18 protein-coding genes and 2 pseudogenes are annotated in these 19590 nt (G+C 60.3%); 8 read left to right on the top strand and 12 right to left on the bottom strand.

Features of this window, described 5'->3' with window-relative positions; genetic code table 11:
- Positions 1 to 23 precede the first annotated feature (23 nt).
- Positions 24 to 1058: a glycosyltransferase family 2 protein gene (locus AC5J09_RS05020; RefSeq protein ID WP_494297109.1), complete on the top strand. Its 1035-nt coding sequence runs from the start codon at positions 24 to 26 to the stop codon at positions 1056 to 1058.
- 137 nt (positions 1059 to 1195) lie between these two features.
- Here AC5J09_RS05020 and AC5J09_RS05015 read toward each other — a convergent pair whose 3' ends face one another.
- The 6 genes from AC5J09_RS05015 to AC5J09_RS04990 form a co-directional block, all read right to left on the bottom strand.
- Positions 1196 to 2245, bottom strand: coding sequence for a capsular polysaccharide export protein, LipB/KpsS family (locus AC5J09_RS05015; RefSeq protein ID WP_494297108.1), 1050 nt, complete (start codon positions 2243 to 2245; stop codon positions 1196 to 1198).
- A complete protein-coding gene (locus AC5J09_RS05010; protein ID WP_494297107.1) occupies positions 2242 to 3018 on the bottom strand; it encodes an ABC transporter permease in 777 nt (258 codons plus the stop codon). Before AC5J09_RS05010 ends, AC5J09_RS05015 begins: the two co-directional genes overlap by 4 nt.
- A 261-nt stretch (positions 3019 to 3279) precedes the next feature.
- The gene (locus tag AC5J09_RS05005) at positions 3280 to 4080 is read right to left on the bottom strand and encodes a 3-methyl-2-oxobutanoate hydroxymethyltransferase (protein ID WP_494297106.1); all 801 of its coding nucleotides are present in this window, start codon (positions 4078 to 4080) and stop codon (positions 3280 to 3282) included.
- A gap of 38 nt (positions 4081 to 4118) precedes the next feature.
- The gene (locus AC5J09_RS05000; protein ID WP_494297105.1) at positions 4119 to 5345 is read right to left on the bottom strand and encodes an NAD(P)/FAD-dependent oxidoreductase; all 1227 of its coding nucleotides are present in this window, start codon (positions 5343 to 5345) and stop codon (positions 4119 to 4121) included.
- Positions 5346 to 5638: 293 nt separating this feature from the next.
- Entirely contained in the window at positions 5639 to 5956 is a 318-nt protein-coding gene (locus AC5J09_RS04995) for a MocE family 2Fe-2S type ferredoxin (RefSeq protein ID WP_494297104.1), read from the bottom strand.
- Positions 5957 to 6000: 44 nt separating this feature from the next.
- The gene (locus AC5J09_RS04990; RefSeq protein WP_494297103.1) at positions 6001 to 7092 is read right to left on the bottom strand and encodes a fatty acid desaturase family protein; all 1092 of its coding nucleotides are present in this window, start codon (positions 7090 to 7092) and stop codon (positions 6001 to 6003) included.
- A gap of 204 nt (positions 7093 to 7296) precedes the next feature.
- Here AC5J09_RS04990 and AC5J09_RS04985 point away from each other — a divergent pair, with 204 nt between their 5' ends.
- Both AC5J09_RS04985 and AC5J09_RS04980 read left to right on the top strand, forming a co-directional pair.
- Positions 7297 to 8328: a LacI family DNA-binding transcriptional regulator gene (locus AC5J09_RS04985; protein ID WP_494297102.1), complete on the top strand. Its 1032-nt coding sequence runs from the start codon at positions 7297 to 7299 to the stop codon at positions 8326 to 8328.
- A gap of 84 nt (positions 8329 to 8412) precedes the next feature.
- Positions 8413 to 11436, top strand: coding sequence for an AsmA family protein (locus tag AC5J09_RS04980; RefSeq protein ID WP_494297101.1), 3024 nt, complete (start codon positions 8413 to 8415; stop codon positions 11434 to 11436).
- 527 nt (positions 11437 to 11963) lie between these two features.
- On the opposite strand, the pseudogene AC5J09_RS04975 reads toward AC5J09_RS04980, so the two are convergent.
- Positions 11964 to 12301, bottom strand: a pseudogene (locus tag AC5J09_RS04975) (DUF2280 domain-containing protein); the annotation flags it as partial.
- Here AC5J09_RS04975 and AC5J09_RS04970 point away from each other — a divergent pair.
- Entirely contained in the window at positions 12261 to 12671 is a 411-nt protein-coding gene (locus AC5J09_RS04970) for a DUF6678 family protein (protein ID WP_494297100.1), read from the top strand. The pseudogene AC5J09_RS04975 and the gene AC5J09_RS04970 overlap by 41 nt on opposite strands.
- On the opposite strand, the pseudogene AC5J09_RS04965 reads toward AC5J09_RS04970, so the two are convergent.
- Together AC5J09_RS04965 and AC5J09_RS04960 are read right to left on the bottom strand one after the other, a co-directional pair.
- Positions 12622 to 13296 (bottom strand): annotated as a pseudogene (locus tag AC5J09_RS04965) (putative metallopeptidase). The gene AC5J09_RS04970 and the pseudogene AC5J09_RS04965 overlap by 50 nt on opposite strands.
- On the bottom strand, positions 13293 to 13454 hold the full coding sequence (locus AC5J09_RS04960) for a hypothetical protein (RefSeq protein WP_494297099.1): 162 nt from the start codon (positions 13452 to 13454) through the stop codon (positions 13293 to 13295). The pseudogene AC5J09_RS04965 and the gene AC5J09_RS04960 overlap by 4 nt, the downstream one beginning before the upstream one ends.
- A 356-nt stretch (positions 13455 to 13810) precedes the next feature.
- Here AC5J09_RS04960 and AC5J09_RS04955 point away from each other — a divergent pair, with 356 nt between their 5' ends.
- The 4 genes from AC5J09_RS04955 to AC5J09_RS04940 all read left to right on the top strand — a co-directional run bounded on the left by AC5J09_RS04955 (position 13811) and on the right by AC5J09_RS04940 (position 15766).
- Positions 13811 to 14029, top strand: coding sequence for a hypothetical protein (locus tag AC5J09_RS04955; RefSeq protein ID WP_324764008.1), 219 nt, complete (start codon positions 13811 to 13813; stop codon positions 14027 to 14029).
- Positions 14030 to 14189: 160 nt separating this feature from the next.
- On the top strand, positions 14190 to 14393 hold the full coding sequence (locus tag AC5J09_RS04950; RefSeq protein ID WP_494297098.1) for a hypothetical protein: 204 nt from the start codon (positions 14190 to 14192) through the stop codon (positions 14391 to 14393).
- 696 nt (positions 14394 to 15089) lie between these two features.
- Complete coding sequence (locus tag AC5J09_RS04945; RefSeq protein WP_494297097.1) at positions 15090 to 15458, top strand: lysozyme inhibitor LprI family protein; 369 nt, start codon at positions 15090 to 15092, stop codon at positions 15456 to 15458.
- A gap of 146 nt (positions 15459 to 15604) precedes the next feature.
- On the top strand, positions 15605 to 15766 hold the full coding sequence (locus AC5J09_RS04940) for a hypothetical protein (RefSeq protein ID WP_494297096.1): 162 nt from the start codon (positions 15605 to 15607) through the stop codon (positions 15764 to 15766).
- Positions 15767 to 15825: 59 nt separating this feature from the next.
- Here the strand turns inward: AC5J09_RS04940 and AC5J09_RS04935 are convergent, their stop codons facing one another.
- From AC5J09_RS04935 to AC5J09_RS04925, 3 genes are all read right to left on the bottom strand, one after another.
- Entirely contained in the window at positions 15826 to 16062 is a 237-nt protein-coding gene (locus tag AC5J09_RS04935; protein ID WP_494297095.1) for a hypothetical protein, read from the bottom strand.
- A 347-nt stretch (positions 16063 to 16409) separates the two neighbouring features.
- On the bottom strand, positions 16410 to 17150 hold the full coding sequence (locus AC5J09_RS04930; RefSeq protein ID WP_494297094.1) for a sulfotransferase family 2 domain-containing protein: 741 nt from the start codon (positions 17148 to 17150) through the stop codon (positions 16410 to 16412).
- Positions 17151 to 17481: 331 nt separating this feature from the next.
- Positions 17482 to 19287, bottom strand: a complete 1806-nt coding sequence (locus AC5J09_RS04925; RefSeq protein ID WP_494297093.1) for an ABC transporter ATP-binding protein — start codon at positions 19285 to 19287, stop codon at positions 17482 to 17484.
- Between the last annotated feature and the right edge of the window lie 303 nt (positions 19288 to 19590).

The following is a 19590-nucleotide window of genomic DNA, read 5'->3' as shown; positions in this document are numbered from 1 at the left end:
GACACCGCGGACCGACCTTCAAAATGTTCTGCGATATAAGCGTCATTATACCTAACTTCAATCGAACGGATCTTCTTGAGCGTTGCTTGTGGTCGGTTGCCGGGCAGACAATGCAACCGCGGGAGGTCTTGTTAATTGACGATCGATCGACTTATGAGAATCGAAAGGAAATTCACAGGATTATCGCGCAGTTTGCTTCGAGCTTGAATATACGTGCATTCGAGAACGAGACGAACAGAGGTGCGAACTTTTGCCGGAATCTGGGTATCTCAGAAGCGGCAGGAGAATATTTGGCATTCCTCGATTCCGACGACGTTTGGCATCCCAAAAAGCTCGAGAAGCAACTCGCGGCTGTAGCAGTCGCCGAACGAAGGGACGAAAAGCCGGTGCTGTCAGCGACCGGTCGCTACAGAGTAAACGGCTCAGGAGAGATTATTGCTCGGCAAATTGGGAAAACTGAATTCACGCGCGATGCTATTCTTAGATCGAATATTATTGGGACCCTAAGCTCAGTCGTTGTTCAGGCGAAAGTCGCACGCACGGTCGCGTTCGACGAAAGTTTCCGAGCATCCCAGGACTGGGACTTCTATATCAGGCTCTCTGAGTACGTCCAATACGTGGCAATACCTGAACCCTTGTGCTTCTACTTCGATCATGAGAGCGATCAAAGAATCACTCTAAACGGCCGCAGGCGGTTAGACGGCCATATGCAAATTTACAGAAAGCATCATCGGCAACAAGGCGTAGAAAAAACAATCATATACAACCTTCTAGCTGATGATTTGCAGCGTATGAATAGACATAAAATTGCCGCAGTCTATTACGCTAAATGGCTTGCACATGCTCGATTTAAATCGGCTACGGCAAGAAGCGCCGCTAGCTGCATTCTTGGCAGAGTATTTTCCTTGCTTACGCCAAGTTCTATCACTGAGCGACGATATAGAAAATACGAGAGTACCTTGAGAAAATCGCTCAGGTCGGAAGAGTTGTCGACCGAGGTTGCCAGCGACGTCAAATTAATCAAGAGCCTAATGAGCAGAAATTCGAAAACTTTCTAAGTGCCGGGAAAAGATGCGGAGTTTCTTGGCTACCGAAACATGAGAAGACCGAATATCATGCCGCATTCGAGAAGATCGCCAAGGCAGTCGGGTGTACGGCAGCATAGCAATATGCACTGCTTGAAGACGGGCGGCGATTAGTTAGCCCCGGCCTCGACCCCAGTCGCTGTACCGGACTTTATGGCGAGCGACCTGATGACCCTCTCTAAGGCGACGGGCGCCGCTGTATCGACACAAAAATAACGTGAGTGTAGCAAATAGGTAGCTGCAAATATTTCCTGTATCACCAGGCACCGGTTGCGCCGAGCATTGGCCGCGTGGTCGCTCGTCACCCCCCATCCTGCATAAAACGGCATCCCATAACACGTCACCGGAATGCCCCGGAGCAGCGCTTCGAAGCCCATCAGGGAGGTGATGGTGTAAACGTGGTCGATCCCCTCCAAAGCATCGGCGGGTGCAATGTCCTCCTTTAGCATCTCGCATATGTCAGCCACCTCGGCGGGGTCCGAAACGCCCGAACGGGTGCCGTACAAAACTTCCGGATGCGGCTTGTAGATGATTTGTGCATTCGGGTTTTCCGACGCCGCGAGGCGCACGAGATCATTGTTGGTTACGGCGCGGTCGCAGCCAAAGGCGATGGAGGCGTCGGTTTCCACCTGCCCGATCACCAGGACGCGGCGCTTCGTCTTCGGCCCCAGCAGAGCGTCGAGGCTCACACGCTTGCCTAGATTGTACTTGCTGACACGAAGATCGAGCAGCATGCGGATGCACCTGTCCGCGCGCTCCATGAGTGCCCTGTCCGCGGCAAAATCGTAGGTCTGCAGCGTGTTCTCGAGATCGGAGGCGCTGCGCGCGTCGTAATGAAGCGTTCGCGAGTCGATGATGAGCGAGGCCGGCGGCGACCTTTGGGCGCCGAGCGAGACGGAACGGACGAAGCCATCTTCGACGTGGTAGAACGGTATCCTCAAGCAGCGGCAAAACGATTTTAAGAACGGCGGATATTTGAAGCCCCAGACATAGACTTCGGGGCTGCGGTAGAGAAGCAGCCGAAGCGGCCAGCCCCCGCGAAGCATATCGCGCGGCTTGCTGCTCACCACCTTGCACTCCCGGTCGGGAAACCAGCGCGGGACGTAGTCTCTCCATGGCCTAAACCCGAAGAAGATTGCCGGCCGCCGCGAGCCCCTCAAAGCCTATCCTCCCGTATCTCCCGCATCGAGGCCGTCAGCAGCAGCAGCCCAGCAACGAAGCAAACGAGCGCGAATTCGATCACATAGCCCGTATCGAGTCCCTCGGCGCGGTATTCCGGGTAAATGCTCGACCGAAACCACATGATCACGTGCACGAGCGGGTTGTAGAGAATGAAGTCGCGGAAGGGGTGCGGTAGCGATTCCGGCAGGAAGAAGACGCCGGAGACCATGAAAAGCGGGCGGTTGATGATACCGAATATCTGTTCGTAGAGCGGGAAACGGGCGAACATCACGATGTTTATCGTGCCGATGCCGAGACCGAGCAGTGCAGCGGCTCCCGCGGCCTCGATCATGCCGGCGATGTTCATCGGCTGGGTGACGCCGCCGAGTTCGAGGATCATCACGAGAATGAGGATCGTCACCAGCGTATCAGTCATCAGTTGCAGGATGAAGCGCGAGACGATCGCGTCGAAAGGGGTGACGATGGGGTAGGAGAAGAGCGCCTTGTTGGCCTTCACCGTGCCGGCCATGAAGCCGGACATGCGCTGATAGAAGGCGAAGGGCAGATAGCCGCTGGCGAAGAACAGCGGGAAGCTCAGGCCGAGCGCCGGCATTCTCGCGATTGCCTGGAAGGTCAGCGTCATCAGCGCCACATGGGCCACCGGGTCGAAGATCGCCCAGAGATAGCCCCCCGGCTTCGAGCCGAAGCGCGTCGACATTTCGCGAACGATCAGCGCTGCCGTCACTCTCAGGTGCTGTTGGATGAGATTCACGTCCGACCTCAACTGTATTGCCATGGATGACCTGGCCGCCGCCCTCATCCGCCTGCCGGCACCTTCTCCCCGCAGGCGGGGTGAAGGGCCACGCGGCATGCTGCCGGCGCAAGGGGCGGCGCCTGCATCTTGCCGCCATATTCCACAAACCGCTCTTGCTGGCAAATCTTTGGCGCTCTCCCTTACCAGACAAAAAAGGCCGCCCCGAACCTTTCGGTCGAGGCGGCCAGGCGGCCCCACTGGGAGGTGAGCTCGTCCTGCTCAGCGCTCGCCTTCGAGTTCGCTCAGGAAAGCGCCAAGCTCCTTCTCCTCAATACCGACAAGATGGTTTTTTTCCGGATAGGCGCTGGAGCGGACGTCAAAAGCGAATTCGGAGAAGGCGGCGATGCGCTCCTGCTGCAGGCGTTCGTATTCGGCGGCGAAGTTGCGGTAGGTCTTGGCGTGGCGCGGATAGTGGCCGCGATGAGCGCCGAGCACGTCCTCGGCAAAGAGATATTGCGCGTCGCAGCCCGTCCCCGCCCCCATCGACAGCATCAGCATTGAGGTGCGCCCGCTGATCGCGGCGGCGACTTCGCCCGGCACCACCTCGATCTCGGCGGCAAAGGCGCCGGCCTCTTCCAGCGCCTTCGTCTGGCGCCAGATCTCGAGTGCGCTTGCGGCCGTCTTGCCGACAGCGCGAAAGCCGCCGGTCCAGGTGGCCTTCGAAGGGACTAGCCCGACATGGCCGCAGACGGGAATGCCCTCCTCGCGCATGCGCCGCACGGTCGAGAGGCTTGCCGCGCAGTAGACCGCATCGCCGCCCGCCTTCAGCGCCTGAAAGGCGGCGCGGATATAGTCCTCGGCGGTCACATGGTCCCCATATTCGAGGCCGGGAAAGGCGAAGACGGAAGGGGCCGCCTCGCGAAATTCGGGGCCGAGCAGCGCCGGCGGCACGGAGACGAGGTCGATCCTGGCCTTCTCGGCGGCCTCCGCCTCCTCCAGCGTCACGACCCGGAGCATGGTGAGCTGACGCTTTCCTTTCATCGACAGGAGATCGGCAACGGTCGGGCGGCGGTGTCTCATCGGGTTCTCCTGTATTCGAGGCCGGAGCGCAGCGACTCTCAGGCCGCCAGCAACTTCTTGAGCCTTGTTTCGGGTGAGGCAAGCGCCAGCGGTTCCGGCTTTGCCCCGGCGGCGATCAGCATTTCGGCAAGGCGAATATCGCGGGCGACCGCATTGCCGGGGCCGATGCCGCTTGCGGCGATCAGCCGTCCCTCACCATTCAGATGAAAGAGGATGAAGGCCCCCTCCTCCATGTCGCGCCGGACGGTCGTTTCCGCACCCTCCGCGAGCCCGGCGATCTGCAGGGTGAACTCGTACTGATCCGACCAGAACCACGGAATGCTGGCCATGGTTTCTGCCGCGCCGATCAGGTTGGCGGCGGCCAACGCGCCCTGGTCCTGAGCATTGCGCCAGGCTTCGAGCCGCACCCGCCGGCCGCCATAATGCGGCAGAGGGAAGGAGCAGCAGTCGCCGGCGGCGTAGATGTCGGGGTCGGAGGTGCAGAGCCTCTCGTCGACGGCGATGCCGTTTTCGATCGCGAGCCCAGCGGCCTCCGCAAGTTCGGTGTTGGGCACCGCGCCGATGCCGACGACTACAAGCTCGGCCTTAAGGCCGACACCGTTGGCAAGGAGCAGGCGTGCGCCGTCAGCGGCTTCCTCGATAGCCGCAATCTGCGCGCCGCAGATGATCTCCACGCCTTCTCGCCTGTGCCGTTCCGCGACGAAAGCGGCAATCTCCTCCGGCACGCCACGGGAGAGAACGCGCGACAGACCTTCGACGAGCACAACCTCGACGCCGAGCCTTCGCGCGGTCGCGGCAAGCTCCAGGCCGATGAAGCCGCCGCCGATGATGGCGAGCCTTGCACCGGGCGTCAGGACGGCGCGGATCGCAAGCGCATCGGCATGCGTCCTCAGCATGCGGATGCGCCCGGCATTTTCCGGCACGCCCGGGAAGCGTCGCGGCCGGGCGCCGGTGGCCAGAAGCAGGCGGTCGTAGGTGAGGGATCGTCCGTCCGAGAGCGTGACGGCTTTCCGCACGCGGTCGATGCTCTGCGCCGATACGCCGGTCAGGACCGCAATCCGCGCTTCCTCGTAGCGCGCAGCACCCGCGATGAATTTCGGCAGGGCAGCTTCCGCGAGACCGTCCTTGGAAAGCGGCGGCCGCTCGTAAGGAAGATGCGGTTCGGCGCCGATCAGCGTGATCTCGCCGTCGAAGCCCTTTTCCCTGAGGGCAAAGGCTGCCCGCGCACCACATTCGCCGGCGCCGATGATAACGATATGCGTCATGCCCTTTCCTCCTTCCATTTGCGACCGATTTCTTTGAGTACGGGACCCTCTCGGTCTTTGCCGGTGCCATGCTCGGGCTTCACCCAAGTCGTCATCGTCAGGCTTGATCCGAGGATTCATTCACGAGCCGCCGAAACTCAAAACCAGCCGAGGTCACGCGCAGTCCCTCTGCACGCCCCACCCCAGCCACGCCTTCCGGCTGGAATGCCTTGCGTGTGGAGCCTCGGGACAAGCCCGACAATGACGACCGGAGGAAGAACTGACTGCGGAGGCGCTCCAAAACGTGAGCAGACCTAGGAAAGCCCGATGAACACGCTCCCCGCCTCCACCTTGACGGGATAGGTCCTGAGGTTGACGCAGACTGGCGCGCCCCTGGCCTGGCCGGTCTTGTAGTTGAAGCGGCCGTTATGCTTCGGACATTCGATGATGTCGCCCATCACCAGGCCGTCGGCGAGATGGATCTGTTCGTGCGTGCAGAGCCCGTCGGTCGCAAAATACTCGTCGTCCGGGCTGCGATAGACGGCAAAGGTGCGTCCCTCGTGATCGAAACGGACGACGTCTTCCTCGTCGATCTCATCGGCCGCACAGACCTCCACCCAGTTCGCGCTCATCTCTTTCCTCCATTCGATGGTTTGCTGCGATCGCCCGCGCCGCCTCACTCCGCGGCAGGAACGAGCCGGTCGCTGTGGAATTCTTCGCGATAGGGCTTTGCCGTCGGCGGAAGTTCGCGCTTCAGGAAGTAATCCTCGTTGCGCAGCTGCCGCAGGAATGCGGGGATCATTTCACGGTAGCCGTGCAGGATCGAAGGATTGGCCGCCGGCAGGTCGTGCCTGATCATGGCGTGCAGCTTCGGCAGCGCGTGATAGGGCACCATCGGAAACATGTGGTGCTCCACATGATAGTTCATGTTCCAGTAGACGAAGCGGCTGACCGGATTCATGTAGACCGTGCGGCTGTTCAGCCGGTGGTCGGTCACGTTGTCGGCAAGGCCGCCATGCTGCAGAAGCCCGGTCAGCACGTGATGCCAGGCGCCGTAAAGCCGCGGCAGGCCGACGAGCATCAAGGGCAGGATCGAGCCGAGATAGAGCGAAAGGCCGATGGTCGCCAGATAGATGGCAAGCCAGATCCGGGCGACGCGGATCGCCTTCGGCTGCTCCGTTTCCGGAATGAAGGTCTTCTCGGCGGCGCTGATCACGCCGAAGGCGTTTCTGACCATGTCGATCATGGCATGCCAGACGTCGATGATGCCGAAGAAATTGAGGACCAGGCGGACGAGATCCGGCGGCCGCATGACGGCGATCTCCGGGTCGCGGCCGACGATGACGGTATCGGTATGATGACGGGTATGGCTCCAGCGCCAGGTGACCGGATTGCGCATGATCATGAAACAGGCGATCTGGTAGACGGCGTCGTTCATCCACATCGTCTTGAAGGCCGTGCCGTGGCCGCATTCATGCCAGCGGCTGTCGGAAGCGGAGCCGTAAAGGACGCCATAGGCGAGGAAAAACGGCAGCGCCCACCAGCTGCCCCAGAAATAGACGCCGAGGCCGCCGAGAAGAACCATGCTGCCGAGCCAGATCGCGGTGTCGCGGATGGCGGGACCGTCCTCCCGCTTCATCAGCTTTTTCATCTGCTTGCGCGGAATGTCGGTGTGATACCATTCGGCCGCGGCAAGGCCGCTTGCAACCGCCGCCTCGGCATCGCGGCCGAGCAGGCTGTAATCGCGCTTCGTCGCAACTGTCGTCATTCCCGCCTCCCCTGCAGCGCCGCGCACAGGAAGCGCAATGCGGCTGCAGCCTTTTGAACCGGCACCACTCCCGATCGGCGCCTCCATTCGATGAACCGAGGATAGGTTGACTTCTGACGGTTCTCAATGCAGTCATGATATATTCTCTCAAATCCTATCAGCACGGCAGCCTCAAGGATGAGGGAATAGTTTCAGGGAGGAGACATGACGAAGAGGCCGACGATCGCGGATCTCGCCCGCGCCTCCGGCGTGAGCGTCGCAACGGTCGACCGGGTGCTGAACGGCCGCCATCCGGTGCGCGAGGAAACGGCGCGCCGCGTCTATGATGCGGCAAAAGCGATCGGCTATCACGCCGTCGGCCTGCTGCGCCAAAGGGTGTTCGAGGATCTGCCGCAATACCGGCTCGGCTTTCTCCTGCAAAAGCCGGAGCAGTCGTTCTACAAGGCCCTGGCAAAAGAGATCGAAAACGCGGCGCTCTCGGTGACCCATGTCCGCGCCAACGCGCAGGTGGATTTCGTCGCAAGCTCCACGCCCGGCGCGATCGTCGAAAAGCTGAAGACGATCGCCGCGCGCAATCAGGCGATCGCGCTGGTGTCGCCCGACTACCCGGCCGTGACTGCGGCAATCGAGGAACTCAAGGAGCGCGGCATCCCCGTCTTCGCCCTGCTGTCGGATTTCGCCGCCGGCGTGCGCGAAGGCTATATCGGTTTGAACAATCAGAAAGTCGGCCGGACGGCTGCCTGGATAATCGCCAAGGCGGCCAAGCGGCCGGGAAAGGTTGCGGCCTTCGTCGGCAGCCACCGTTTCCATGGGCACGAACTCCGCGAGATCGGCTTTCGCTCCTATTTTCGCGAGAACGCACCCGATTTCCAGGTCCTCGACACGATGGTGAACCTCGACACGCCTGAGATCACCCACGAGGCGACGCTCGATCTCCTGCAGCGCCATCCGGATCTCCTGGGCTTTTACGTCTGCGGCGGCGGCATGGAGGGGGCGATCTCGGCGATCCGCGAGGAGAAGCTCGGGGGCAAGCTGCTCGCCGTCGTCAACGAGTTAACGCCGGAATCGCGCGCGGCCCTTGCCGACGAAACGGTGCTGATGGCGGTCTCGACGCCCGTTCCTGCTTTGGCCCGGGAAACGATAGACCTGATGGTCGGCGCGATCGACCGGGGTGCTTCGAGCGTCCCCGGCCAGACTTTCCTGCCTTTCGACATCTATACGCCGGAAAATATCTGACGCCGGCGTCGCGAAGACATTTGCGAAATCGCGCTTTCTGGAAAACGATAGCGAATCAACAGCTTTCGCAACCAGGAGAAAGTGATGCGGCGCTTCATTCTTTGTCTTCTGGGCGTTGCCGCGCTCGCCGTCACTGCAATCGCCATTCTGCCGAGCCTGATTTCCAGCGACTGGATGCGGGCCGAGCTCGGTCGGCAATTGTCGGCTGCGACCGGCAGTTCGATCGCGTTCAACGGTCCTGTGAAACTTTCGGCATTTCCCTATCTTGCGGTCGTCGCGGAGGACGTGACGCTTTCGGCCGAAGCGGAAGGGATCACCGCCGAATTTGCGGAGGTCGCCGGTTCGGTGGCGCTTTCCTCGCTCTGGTCGAACCGGCTGCACATCAAGCAGATCGCGCTCGACCGTCCCGTCGTCGTCCTCGACGAGAAGGCGCCGGGCGAGGCGACGCCGGCTGCCGGCGGCGACGATGAGACCGGTTCCGGCGACCCGCTTCCCGCCCTCGTCGCCTTTCTTGAACGAAGCGCAATCGGGTCGGTCTCCATCACCTCCGGCACGTTCGTACGGCGAAGCGCAGCCAACCCCGAGGAGGTCGTTTCCGATGTCGAGCTCACGCTCACGGCCCCCGACATCGATGACGAGTTCTCTCTTTCCGCATCCGCCCGCATGGGAGAGCAGAGTTACGAGACGAGCTTCACCATCTCGACCCTGCGGTCGCTGCTCGAGCGCCAGCCCGCCGATGTCACCCTTACCATGGAAGCGGACCCGGCTCCCGCGCCAGGCCTGACCAACTTTGAGGCAAGAGGACAGGTCACCCTGAACGTCAATGGCAGCTATCAGATAAGAGGCGGCGAAGTGGAAGCCGGCGAACAGGCCTTCGGCCTGAACGCGCTCTTCGTTCCCGGGGAGCGTGCGCGCTTTCTCGTCGATCTCGAAGCCGACCGGCTCGACCTGACGCCGTTCATGGACGCCACGCCGGGAACGTCGCAGTCGGAAGCGCCGGCCGCGGACACGGCCAAGCCGGCGAATTTGCAGTTCCTGGCCGGCTTCGATGCCGATATGAGCCTCAACGCCGCCGCTTTGACCCTCGGCGAAATTTCGGCGTCGGACATTTCCCTTTCGGCCGCACTCAAGGACGGGAAGCTGGTTGCCGAGCTCGGGCATTTGGGGATCGATGCCGGCAACCTTGCCGCCAATGTCGCGACCGACGTCAGGGCCGACGACCCGGTCTTCCGGGGCCGCCTCGCAAGCAAGGGTCTCGACATAGCCAGGCTCTCAGCCCTCGCCGGCCAAACCGTCCCGTTTTCCGGAGCCCTGACGATCGACGCCGGCTTTGCCTTTCGCGGCCTTGATGCGCAAGACATCAGAAAGACGGCCGATCTCACGGGAACGATCGGACTGCGGGATGCGGCCTATACCCTGCCGGGCATTGCCGATGAGACGATGCGCGAGGTGAAAGCGAAGAAGATCACGGCCCGGATCGAAAGCCTCGCGAAGCCGCTGCGCGTGGCCGGCCGCCTGGAATGGCGCAACAAACCGGTCGATGTCGACATGCAACTTCCCGCCGCCGATACACTTCTCGCCGGCAATCTTGCCGCCGAGGGGATCCCGCTTAAGCTTCAGGTGAAAATGCCCGACGCAAGCCTGTCGCTCGACGGCAAAGCTGCTCTGCCGGGGACCTATGCGGGAAAACTCGATTTTTCCACAGCCGACCTTTCTGCCTTCCTCGCCGGCCTCGGGCAGAGCGGTGCGGAGAGCATCGGTCCGCTCGCGTTCAACGGGCATGTCGATGCGGGCACGACGAGGGTTTCCTTTCAAAAGGCGACCATATCCGTGAACGGCGTCGAAGGCGCGGGCAGCGGCTCCGTCGAATTTGCGGCCCCGCTGAAGATCACGACGGCGCTGAACTTCGACGAGCTGGACCTTGCGCGCCTGGCCGGGGCGCAATCCCCCGCTCCGCAGGCAAAAGCGGCGAAAGGGGCCGAACCTGCCGACGTTCCGCTGGATCTCTCTTCGCTCCGGTCGGTCGATGCAACCGTCCAGCTCAATGCCAAAAAGCTCGGCTACGGCAAGGTCTTTGCCGGACCGGTTGCCACCAGTCTCGTCGTCTCCGACGGCGTCGCAAGCCTGACGCTGCCCGAAAGCCCGTTCTATGGCGGCCATATTGTCGCGAGCCTCAAGGCCGACGGCTCCCGGGCCGAACCCTCGATCGCCCTGCAGGCCTCCATTTCCGGAGCCGCGGCCGCACCGCTTTTGACGGACATGGCGGGCTTCAGATATCTCGAAGGCGCATTGAAAGCCCGGTTCGACGTAACGGGTGCGGGCGGCACGACCAGGACGCTCGCGAAGTCGCTGCAGGGCACAGCGGATGTGGCCTTTTCCGAAGGCGCCATTCGCGGCATCGACATCGCCGACGTCTACAACAATCTTGTGAGCCTGATGTCGTCAGGCTTCAAGCAGGACGGCAGCAAAGCGACGACATTCACCGAGCTTGCGGCATCCTTTGCCATCGAAGGCGGCGTTGCCCGCACCGAAGACATCAAGCTTGTCGGCCCGCTGGTCCGCATGACAGGAAACGGTGCGGCCGATCTTGCCGAACGCACTCTGAACTTCCGGCTCGAGCCCCGGCTCGTCGCTTCTCTCCAGGGTCAGGGCGCCGAGATCTCCACCGACGGCATCGGCGTCCCCGTGGTGGTCGAAGGCAGCTTCGCCGCACCGCGCATCTATCCGGACCTTTCGGACCTGCTGAAGAACCCCGATGCCGCATTGGCAAAGCTTAAAGGTTTCGGACTGCCGATCGACAAGCTGCCGATCGGCGACCTCATTAAAGGAGGCGGCTCGGGAGGCTCGGTGAAGGACCTGCTCGGCGGCGCCGTTGGAAAGGTGCTCAACGACAATGCGTTCAAACAGGAAGAACAGCAGCTGTCGATCGAGGAGATAATTGGCGGCGACGGCGCGCCCAAATCGGACGAGGCGGCTGTGGAAATACCCTCGAACGAGGAACCGGCCACGGCCGACGCACCCGCCGAACAACCGGCAAACGGAACTGCACTGCCCGGTAATGAGGCAGACAGTCCGATGGAGAGCCTGTTCAAAAAGCTCCTGCGTTAGCCGGCCTATCCTGCTATCGTCTTGGCGCGACCTGATCCTGCGTGGCCACTTACTTTGTTTGCCTTATCGCCGGCGACGTAGTCGGCGAACATGATTTTGACCGGGATGTCCTGCCGCATGGCGAAAGTGAAGTCGCGCAGCAAAGCGCCGTTCAGTGCAGGCCACGCCCATATTGGCGCGCTATCAGCTCTGTGCCGCTCGTCGCCAGAGGAGGTGAGCGCCAGGCGGCACGGCTTCCGAGTTGCTTCACAACGTCAAGCCCGAACCTAGGTGGCGCTATTAGAGTTGAGGCAGTCCCGGCTCCTCGCGAGGTGGAACGTTCGCGGTTCTGCAATCGCCACACTAGAGGAGGGCCGCCATCGAGCGGCCTTCAATGTCTTCATACGGGTATCGGCATCCGCAAACTTCGTATTGGCTGCTGCAGGGTGCCGATCACCTTGGCACCCTGATCGGTTACTTCAACCGGGATGCCATCGACGGTAACCGTCTTCAGGGTCATGATCTTGTCCTCTTTCGGTTTCTGATCACTGGTTGAGCAGCGAGGACGCCAGCCCCATGTTGCCCTGTGTCTCTGCCTTGTCTGCCATGCGCCGAAGAGCCCGCGCCGAACGGCGCTATGGCTGATGGCGATCGTCGCCGTATCCTCGAGGAAGGTCTTGCGGGTCTCCTCGAACAGCAGGCGCCACTTCTCAGCGAGGTTGCTACCAGCCTTCTTGGCCGGGTCGTATCCTTCCACCGATTGGCGAGTGATCGTCTCGCCGAATTCCTTCCTGACTGCCTCGACCACGATCGAAGGCGTGTCGAAGCAGGCGAGGCTTTGCACGATGAAGGTTTTCACCTCCTCGCTGAGTTTTCCTTTTGCCATGGCTGTGTCAGGCTCCGGTCAGGTCGACTCATCACCCGAAGGCGAAACAGTGGATCCGCTGCACCCTGTCATGAACAACACGAAGTGGGACGAACTGCGCCTGGCGATGCACGCGCTTGATAGGCGACCGCTCTGGCGTTGCAAGGACATCAACGGCCACTATTCCGATGATGACCGCGAGTGGTTCCATCATTTTCGGTCAGGTCGATACGACAGCATCTTGTACGTTGACATCACCGCTGATGATCCCGCTCACCGAAAATCGATCAGAGCTGCTCTGAAGGCGATTCACATACCCGGAGAAGAGACCGAAGCGGGGTTCAGGGTCTTCGGCTACAGCCAGACGGGCCAGGCCTTAGTCTACCTCTGACCTCAAGCGACCCCTTGAGATGGCATGTACCGCAAGCATGTGCGATTTGCGCTCTGGCGATCTCTGGTGGCCGGTTGGCTGCATCGGCCATTGCACGGACGCCAGCAGCATCTGCCCCGTAGCGGCGAATTACGCCGACGAACTCTTCCACGTCATGCCCGCGGATGCTGAAGACTGGCCGGCCCGTCGACCTGCTGAACTTCGGCGCGCCGAAGGCATCCGTCGCTTGCGCAGCGTGGTAGAGCTCGTGCACGACCAACGCCATGAACTCGGCGTCTCCGCAGTGCCGGCAGTATTCTGCGTCCAACGTGATGATGAAATCCGGGACGAAGCCGAACCACTGCTTCACCTGCATCTCTGCACGGGCCCGTGCCTACTTACCCATTGCGCCCTGAGGCTTCCCCTCTTCGCACTGGCCGATAATGCGGCGACATTTGCGGCTGTTCTCGATGACGGTCCAGAGGAAGCCAATCTCGGCATGAGCCAGATGGGCGTGCTCCTCGTTATGGAGCGGCGATGCCGGATCGAGGAATGTCGCCTCTATCCATTCCGGCATGTCTTCGGCTGGGATGACGGCCGGGGAGTCGATATCCTCGAAGAGCGAGGACGGCGGCTGCGGTCTCACAGACCGATCTCTTGCCCGGGCTGCAGGTTCCGCTTGAAGATCAGCACCCACCTATACGTTGAGCGTACGACGGCCTGGTGGAGCTCGTAACTTTCAACAACTTTTGCGTTGGAGAGGGCTTCAGCTTCGGAGGGACGACACTCGATGAAGAGGTACATGCTCATCTCCTGAAATGATGAAGCCCCGCTACCTGTTACGGCGGCAGGGCTGGGGAATGTCAGGACGTACCTAGCTTGACACCGGCTGCCAGCGGCCGAACGCATGTAGCATCGACGCTTCGCGTTCAATCAAGCTGGCGGTGATCGCCTGCGTGTCCTTCCACGCCGCCGTCCGGCTCGGGAATTGGGCTGGCGAGTTGCGGTCTACCAGCTTAATGGACAGCGAGCCCGGCTCAATTGGCTTCCCGATAAGTAGCCCGCAACGGTGCGCTTCTGTGAGAGGCGGCGCGGGCCTTGTTTTGGTTGCCAATCAACAGAACTCCTGCGCATCGTGTCGTTCTAAGCAGGAGGGGACAATGTCAGAGCTGGAAGAGAACCGCTTGTTAGACAGTGAATTCCAGACAATTTCGTCAGAGCCGTTGATTGGGCGCCTCAACCTTGAGACCGACTTGGGCACCATCGACCTTTTGGTGAACAAAGAGGCCGCGGAGTTCTTAATTTCGGTGTTGCTCGAGTTCCTTGCAGAAGGGACCGGCGGAGACGCTCCGAAGTTCAAGGTGCATACTGAGCAATAGCTGCCCGGTGAGCCCTGAATAAGCCGGCCGTCGCACAAAACGTCGGTCATTCAGTGGCACCTGCGTAGAGCGAGCTACGCGAGTTACCGGATACGCCGACATTTACGCACCCCTGTGCTATACTTTAGCGATTGCTGTACGCTCAAAGAGGACACAACGGATGTGGCTTGAATTGCGCGACAATAACGGCCCGATCTTCGTCAACATGGACAATGTCGTCCACTTCCAGCGGGTTGAAGGGCAGCGACGTACCACTCTCATTGCCTTCGGGGCCAACCACGGGGCCTGCGTGACGCTGCAGGTTCACGAAACGCCGAACGAGATCATGGAACTGCTATGGGAGGAGCAGCATAACGCGGACTAAGCCGCGCTGCGTGCGCCTGTATAGCTATGAACATATCAGGAACGTTGTGGCGGCAGATTGCGCCGTACCACCTGTAGTCTCAGGCGATGTGCTCACCAGCATGGTATGATGCTAGTGTGTTGAAACTTCTCAACCTTTGTTACCCAGGTTTCACCATCCGCGCAGGGTTTCCTGCATCGCTGGCACGTTCTCTCTGTGTCTAGAGAGTGGAGTACGTTCGAATGAGCGGACGGCATTATCCAGAACCGGAACACCACGCCTCGGCGGCACTTCCGGTAAGCATTCTGCTACTCGTGGTCCTCGGAATATCAGCCTACCTGCTGATAGGAGGTTCACTGAATAATGGGGAGCGGGTCGGATCCAAGGTGTACCTGCCCGCCGAGCAAACCCAGGATCGCTGAGAAAAACATCCGACCACCTCTAAGCGGAATGAAGGCGCCACCCTCCCGCACAGACGGCAGTCAGAGGGTGGTCGCGGCGACGCTTTGGTTGCAGGCCCGGGAATCGAACCGGTCTTCGTGGTTATGCATCATGCGGCTTACCAGTTGCCCTGCCTCCGTCGTTGAACTTCGGTCATCCGCTCTCCGGCGAGAGGGGGACAGATTTGGCGACTTGATTTGACTAAACTCCTGCGCGAACGTCTTATTCCGGTCACCATCGGTGGCTGCTACAACTGTCGAACGAGAGGAGCTTGCAATGCGTATCCTATTGATCCCAGCCGTGATGCTTATCGGTTCGTTTGGAGCTGTGGCTGTCGCAGCCGAAGGCGACGAGGCGTTCGCTACGGCCGACAACGAACTGAATTCGACGTTCAAGGAGATCGAGGCACGGATTGGCGACGACGCCGGCACGAAAAAGCTGCTTGTCTCCGCCCAAAGGGCATGGATTTCCTTCCGCGACAACGAGTGTGCATTTCAGACATCAGCCAGTGCGGACGGTAGCGCCTACCCTATGCTCGTCGCTGCCTGCAGAACCGAATTGACGACAGACAGAACGAAGGCACTTAAGGCGTATCTAAATTGCCAGGAGGGAGATCTTTCCTGCCCGCTACCTTCTGGGCAATAAAGCTTGAAGGCGACCACCCTACCGAATAGACGACGGTCAGAGGGTGGTCGCGCTTTCCCAGTTCGGGTCTATCTGCTTGATACCTTCTAATGGCGCCAGCTTGTCTCCAAATTGTGGATCGGAGTTCAAATGCGCCGCAGCAACACATGAACATCAACAGCATTCGAGATCGCGCGCAAGGTGTCGACGACGGTCTTCTGAACAGAAGGTCGAATTTGCGCGCCAAATATTGCGGTCTGGTGATGACGACGTTGGAGCCGTGTGGTTCGTGGTCGGACCTTGCGGCGCGCACCGTGATGCGACACTGATTGAGCCGTACCTCTGCAGCGAACACAAAGACGTCCATGGCGAGTTGGCCCTCAAAGGCCTATGTCCCTACCTGGGCTTGATCGATCACTATCGACCCGTCGTTCGCAAATACATCTTGGCCGGCGGCGATATCGATTTTGCCGGAAGCAACGCGGCCGCCATACATCTCGCGCCGGAGTATCTGCTGAATCTCAGAGACAAAGAAGTCGAAAGGACGCTGCTTGTGATCTTCTGCGATTTTCAAAATCGCAATCGAAGCGCAGCGCGTCACGTTGTTCAGATCCTCGAACTCCACGGAGAGCTCAAGGATCCTCTGGGGCTGCGCACGGATGCCGATGAGAACTGGGCTCGGGGCGGCTGTGGAAGTGCCCTCAAAGGTCGAACAGGCCACAGCCGACGCGCCCACCAAACCGCCGGCAAACGGAGGACCAGGGGCCCGTCACGTGGCCGATGGTCCGAAGAGGGGTTTTTCGCGCAGTTCCTCCGGTAGCCAACGCGCCTGAACCTCTTGCCAACAGAATCGAGCCGCAGGGTGCCGACGGTTAGAGCAATTCGAGGAAAAGTGCGCAGCGGTTTTAATTCGGAATAGCGGGAGATTGACGGGCGAGAGCCCTTTCCACTATTCGGCGAAAGGCGAATGCGCTAGTCGGGAAAACGATACTTGAAATGTTCGATCTCGGCGCCGAACAGCCGTTCGACGCGTTCCCGATCGCCCGGTTTATAATAACTGCGAATATCCGGCCTCCTTGGGTTCGCCTTCGCTCTGGTCAAAAATCGTTCATCAAAAGGCAGCCCGATTTGGTCGCATACAGTGCGTAGATCCTCCGAGAGGCGCTCCTGCCGACCGACGAAGTCGACAACGACTTCGTCGTTCTTGGTGTAGAGCTGCCACGACTTCCAGTTAATACGCTCCTTCTCGGCTGCACCTGCTTCGATCAAGCAGAGCATTTGCGAGAAGCTCGGCCGGGTATGGGCCTTCCTGTAGTGCCAATTGTAAAGAGAAACGGCCCTCTCGAACGGGTTTCGCACGAAGCAGAACTTGAAATATCGATTCCAGGCAGAGGGGTCGAAGGCCTCGATTTCGCTTGCGCTTGAATGATCTGCGAGCCTGCCTGCAAAACGCCGGCTGAGAGCGACACCGGCCAATGAATCGACACTGTGGTTGCGGACGAGGGTTTGGGCGATCTTAAGTGGAGACAGGTGGCGGAACATGGCAATTAGCGCCAGCCGATTGGGTTTGGCTCCATTTCCGAGTGCATCCTTCCAGGATCCAAGTTGTACGTCCCATGGTCCGAATTCGCGAGCGAGATAGGCAGAAACCGTGCTGCCGGCGGTTTTCGGCACGTGGATGAAAATGAACTTGTGGCGATGGGATATAATCACTGCCTGGCCACTCCTTAGCCGGAAAATAGTCGAACCCGCCCGTCATCGAAAGCCGAGACTGCAGCAAACTGGAGCCGATGCCTCCGTATCTGCATCCTATGCATGGCCACGGCTACAGCAAGCCCGGCGTTAAGCGCTCGAGGGTTTCCCGCTGCAGTCCGAATTAGCAGTCCCTTTCCCTCCCATGCGTCGGCCCCACCCGCTTCAAGTTCGACGCTCGGTGGTCGAGGTAATTTCTAAGAAGGATGCGCAATGAGGAAGCGGTCTGACCAAGGATTGCCGGCCTAACGTCAGCGCCTCGTCCCGATCGCGGGTGAGACATCGATATCAGCTAAGTGGCATCGGCTCCGGCAGTCAATTCCAAAAAACCGCCTTGGATGTTGTGGAGGCGAGCGTAGACGCCGTCCGGGCAGCGCGCGAGTTCCTCGTGCGTCCCCTCCTCGACGACCAGCCCCTCCTTCATCACGACGATCTTGTCAGCATTGACGACGGTGGAAAGCCGGTGCGCGATCACAATGACGGTGCGGCCGCTCATCGCCTGATCGAGTGCCTTCTGAACAGCTGCTTCCGACTCCGTATCAAGAGCCGAGGTAGCCTCGTCCAGAAGCAGAATGGGCGCGTTGCGGACGAGCGCTCGGGCAATCGAAAGACGCTGGCGCTGGCCGCCGGATAGCGTCATACCTTGTTCGCCCACGGGCGTGTCGTAGCCCTGAGGCTGCGCGAGGATGAAATCATGCGCATAGGCAAGCCGGGCCGCTTCCTCTACTTCCGCATCCGTCGCTTCGGGCCGGCCGTAGCGGATGTTATCGCGGATAGAACCTTCAAAGAGGTAAGCCTGTTGTGAGACATAGGCGAGCCCGTTGCGCAGAGACTGCTTGGTAACAGCGGCTATGTCTTGCCCGTCGATCAGGATGACGCCCGATTGTGGATCGTAGAAGCGTGGAATGAGACTGATGATCGTCGATTTGCCGGCTCCGGACGGGCCGACGAGCGCGGTCGTCTTGCCACCTTCCGCCAGGAAACTAACTCCCTTGAGGACCTCCTCGCCATTGCCGTAGGAGAACCGCACGTCTCGAAACTCGACGGTCGCGTCGCGGAAGGCCAGTTGAGTAGCCCCGGGCAGGTCCCGTTGATGCGGAACCGTGTCCAGAATTTCGTAAAGCATGCTGGCGTTGACGGCAGCGCGCTCCAGCGACAGCTGCAGGCGAGCCAGGCGCCGCACCGGGTCGTATGCCAAGAGAAGCGCCGTTACAAAAGCGAACAAGGCACCCGGGGCCACGTTGCTGTAGATGGTGCGGAAAGCCGCATAGGCAAGCACGCCCGAAATTGCCAGGCCCGCAAAGGTCTCCGTCAACGGCGCCGTCCGTTCGCTCAAGCGCGCGATGCGGTTGGCGCGGTTCTCCGCCCCCTTGATGATCCCCTCGACCTTGCGGCCCAACTCGTCCTCCATCGTGAAGGCTTTGACGATGGAAATGCCCTGGATGGTTTCCTGCATCGCGCCTAGTACGCGGCTGTTGGCCTCGACCGCTTCGCGCGTCGCCAGACGCAGCCGCCTGGAAATGTAGCGAAGGCCGAGAAGCAACGGAGGGGCCCCAATGAAGGTGATGAGCGAGAGCAGCCAGTCCTTGCTGATCATGACGCCGACAAGGCCGACCAAGGTCAGGACATCGCGGGCGACCGAGGTGACCGTCATATTGAGCACGTCGCGGATGCCGGAGATGTTCTGGTTGATCTTGGCGGTGAGGTGCGTCGAGCGCTTTTCCTGGAAAAAGCCAATGCTCAACGCCATCAGATGCGTATAAAGCCGGCGCTTATAGCGTGCGACAATATTGTTGCCGATTTTCGATAAAGCGACGGCTTGCCCATAAGTCGCCAGGCCTCTCAGCACAAAGGCAGCAAATATCGAGAAACAGACGAGTAGAACGACGTCGCCGCGCTTGTTGGCGAAAGCTTCGTTGATCACCGTTTCACTGATCCAAGCGGTGAAGGCCGTGGTTGCAGCCACAACCATCAGGCACGCAATGGCAAAGGCATAGCCGCGGATATGGTCGCGGCCGTTTTCGGCAATGACGCGCCTTAGGACCCCAGCGATCGTTTCAGTATCGACCTCGCGCTCTTTTCGATCCTTAACGCTCAAATAGTCCCGTCCCCGCAATCACGCATGGCGTGCCCGTGTACTGGCGCCGTTCCCGGGTCTCTATAGTGCCTTGTGACCGTCTTGACCAGTCATGGGCGGCACCCTGTCGTGACAGTGTCCAACGGCTCAGCCTTCCGGCCGCCTCCCTTCTGCAACTTCACAGACTTCAGCGCGAATGCGGTCGGAAGCCACCCGCTCTAACATCAATCCATTTTCAATGTTTTCCGTGCGGGCGAGGCTTCGCCTCGATGGGAGCGAGACTTCGGAGGCCCTTTCGCAATTTCTTGATGTCAGACTGAAATG

The organism is Sinorhizobium sp., from assembly GCF_059070375.1.
The sequence above is the reverse complement of the archived record's forward strand: the minus strand, read 5'-3'. Positions and strand labels throughout refer to the sequence as shown.

What these genes read in the sequence shown, in the direction of transcription:
- AC5J09_RS04955 (WP_324764008.1), top strand. Translation starts at nt 13,811, where the DNA reads ATGTCAGAGCTGGAAGAGAACCGCTTGTTAGACAGTGAATTCCAGACA.
- AC5J09_RS04940 (WP_494297096.1), top strand. Translation starts at nt 15,605, where the DNA reads ATGAACATCAACAGCATTCGAGATCGCGCGCAAGGTGTCGACGACGGT.
- AC5J09_RS04995 (WP_494297104.1), bottom strand. Translation starts at nt 5,956, where the DNA reads ATGAGCGCGAACTGGGTGGAGGTCTGTGCGGCCGATGAGATCGACGAG.
- AC5J09_RS04945 (WP_494297097.1), top strand. Translation starts at nt 15,090, where the DNA reads ATGCGTATCCTATTGATCCCAGCCGTGATGCTTATCGGTTCGTTTGGA.
- AC5J09_RS04990 (WP_494297103.1), bottom strand. Translation starts at nt 7,092, where the DNA reads ATGACGACAGTTGCGACGAAGCGCGATTACAGCCTGCTCGGCCGCGAT.
- AC5J09_RS04960 (WP_494297099.1), bottom strand. Translation starts at nt 13,454, where the DNA reads ATGTACCTCTTCATCGAGTGTCGTCCCTCCGAAGCTGAAGCCCTCTCC.
- AC5J09_RS05005 (WP_494297106.1), bottom strand. Translation starts at nt 4,080, where the DNA reads ATGAGACACCGCCGCCCGACCGTTGCCGATCTCCTGTCGATGAAAGGA.
- AC5J09_RS04980 (WP_494297101.1), top strand. Translation starts at nt 8,413, where the DNA reads ATGCGGCGCTTCATTCTTTGTCTTCTGGGCGTTGCCGCGCTCGCCGTC.
- AC5J09_RS04970 (WP_494297100.1), top strand. Translation starts at nt 12,261, where the DNA reads ATGAAGGTTTTCACCTCCTCGCTGAGTTTTCCTTTTGCCATGGCTGTG.
- AC5J09_RS04950 (WP_494297098.1), top strand. Translation starts at nt 14,190, where the DNA reads ATGTGGCTTGAATTGCGCGACAATAACGGCCCGATCTTCGTCAACATG.
- AC5J09_RS05020 (WP_494297109.1), top strand. Translation starts at nt 24, where the DNA reads ATGTTCTGCGATATAAGCGTCATTATACCTAACTTCAATCGAACGGAT.
- AC5J09_RS04985 (WP_494297102.1), top strand. Translation starts at nt 7,297, where the DNA reads ATGACGAAGAGGCCGACGATCGCGGATCTCGCCCGCGCCTCCGGCGTG.
- AC5J09_RS05000 (WP_494297105.1), bottom strand. Translation starts at nt 5,345, where the DNA reads ATGACGCATATCGTTATCATCGGCGCCGGCGAATGTGGTGCGCGGGCA.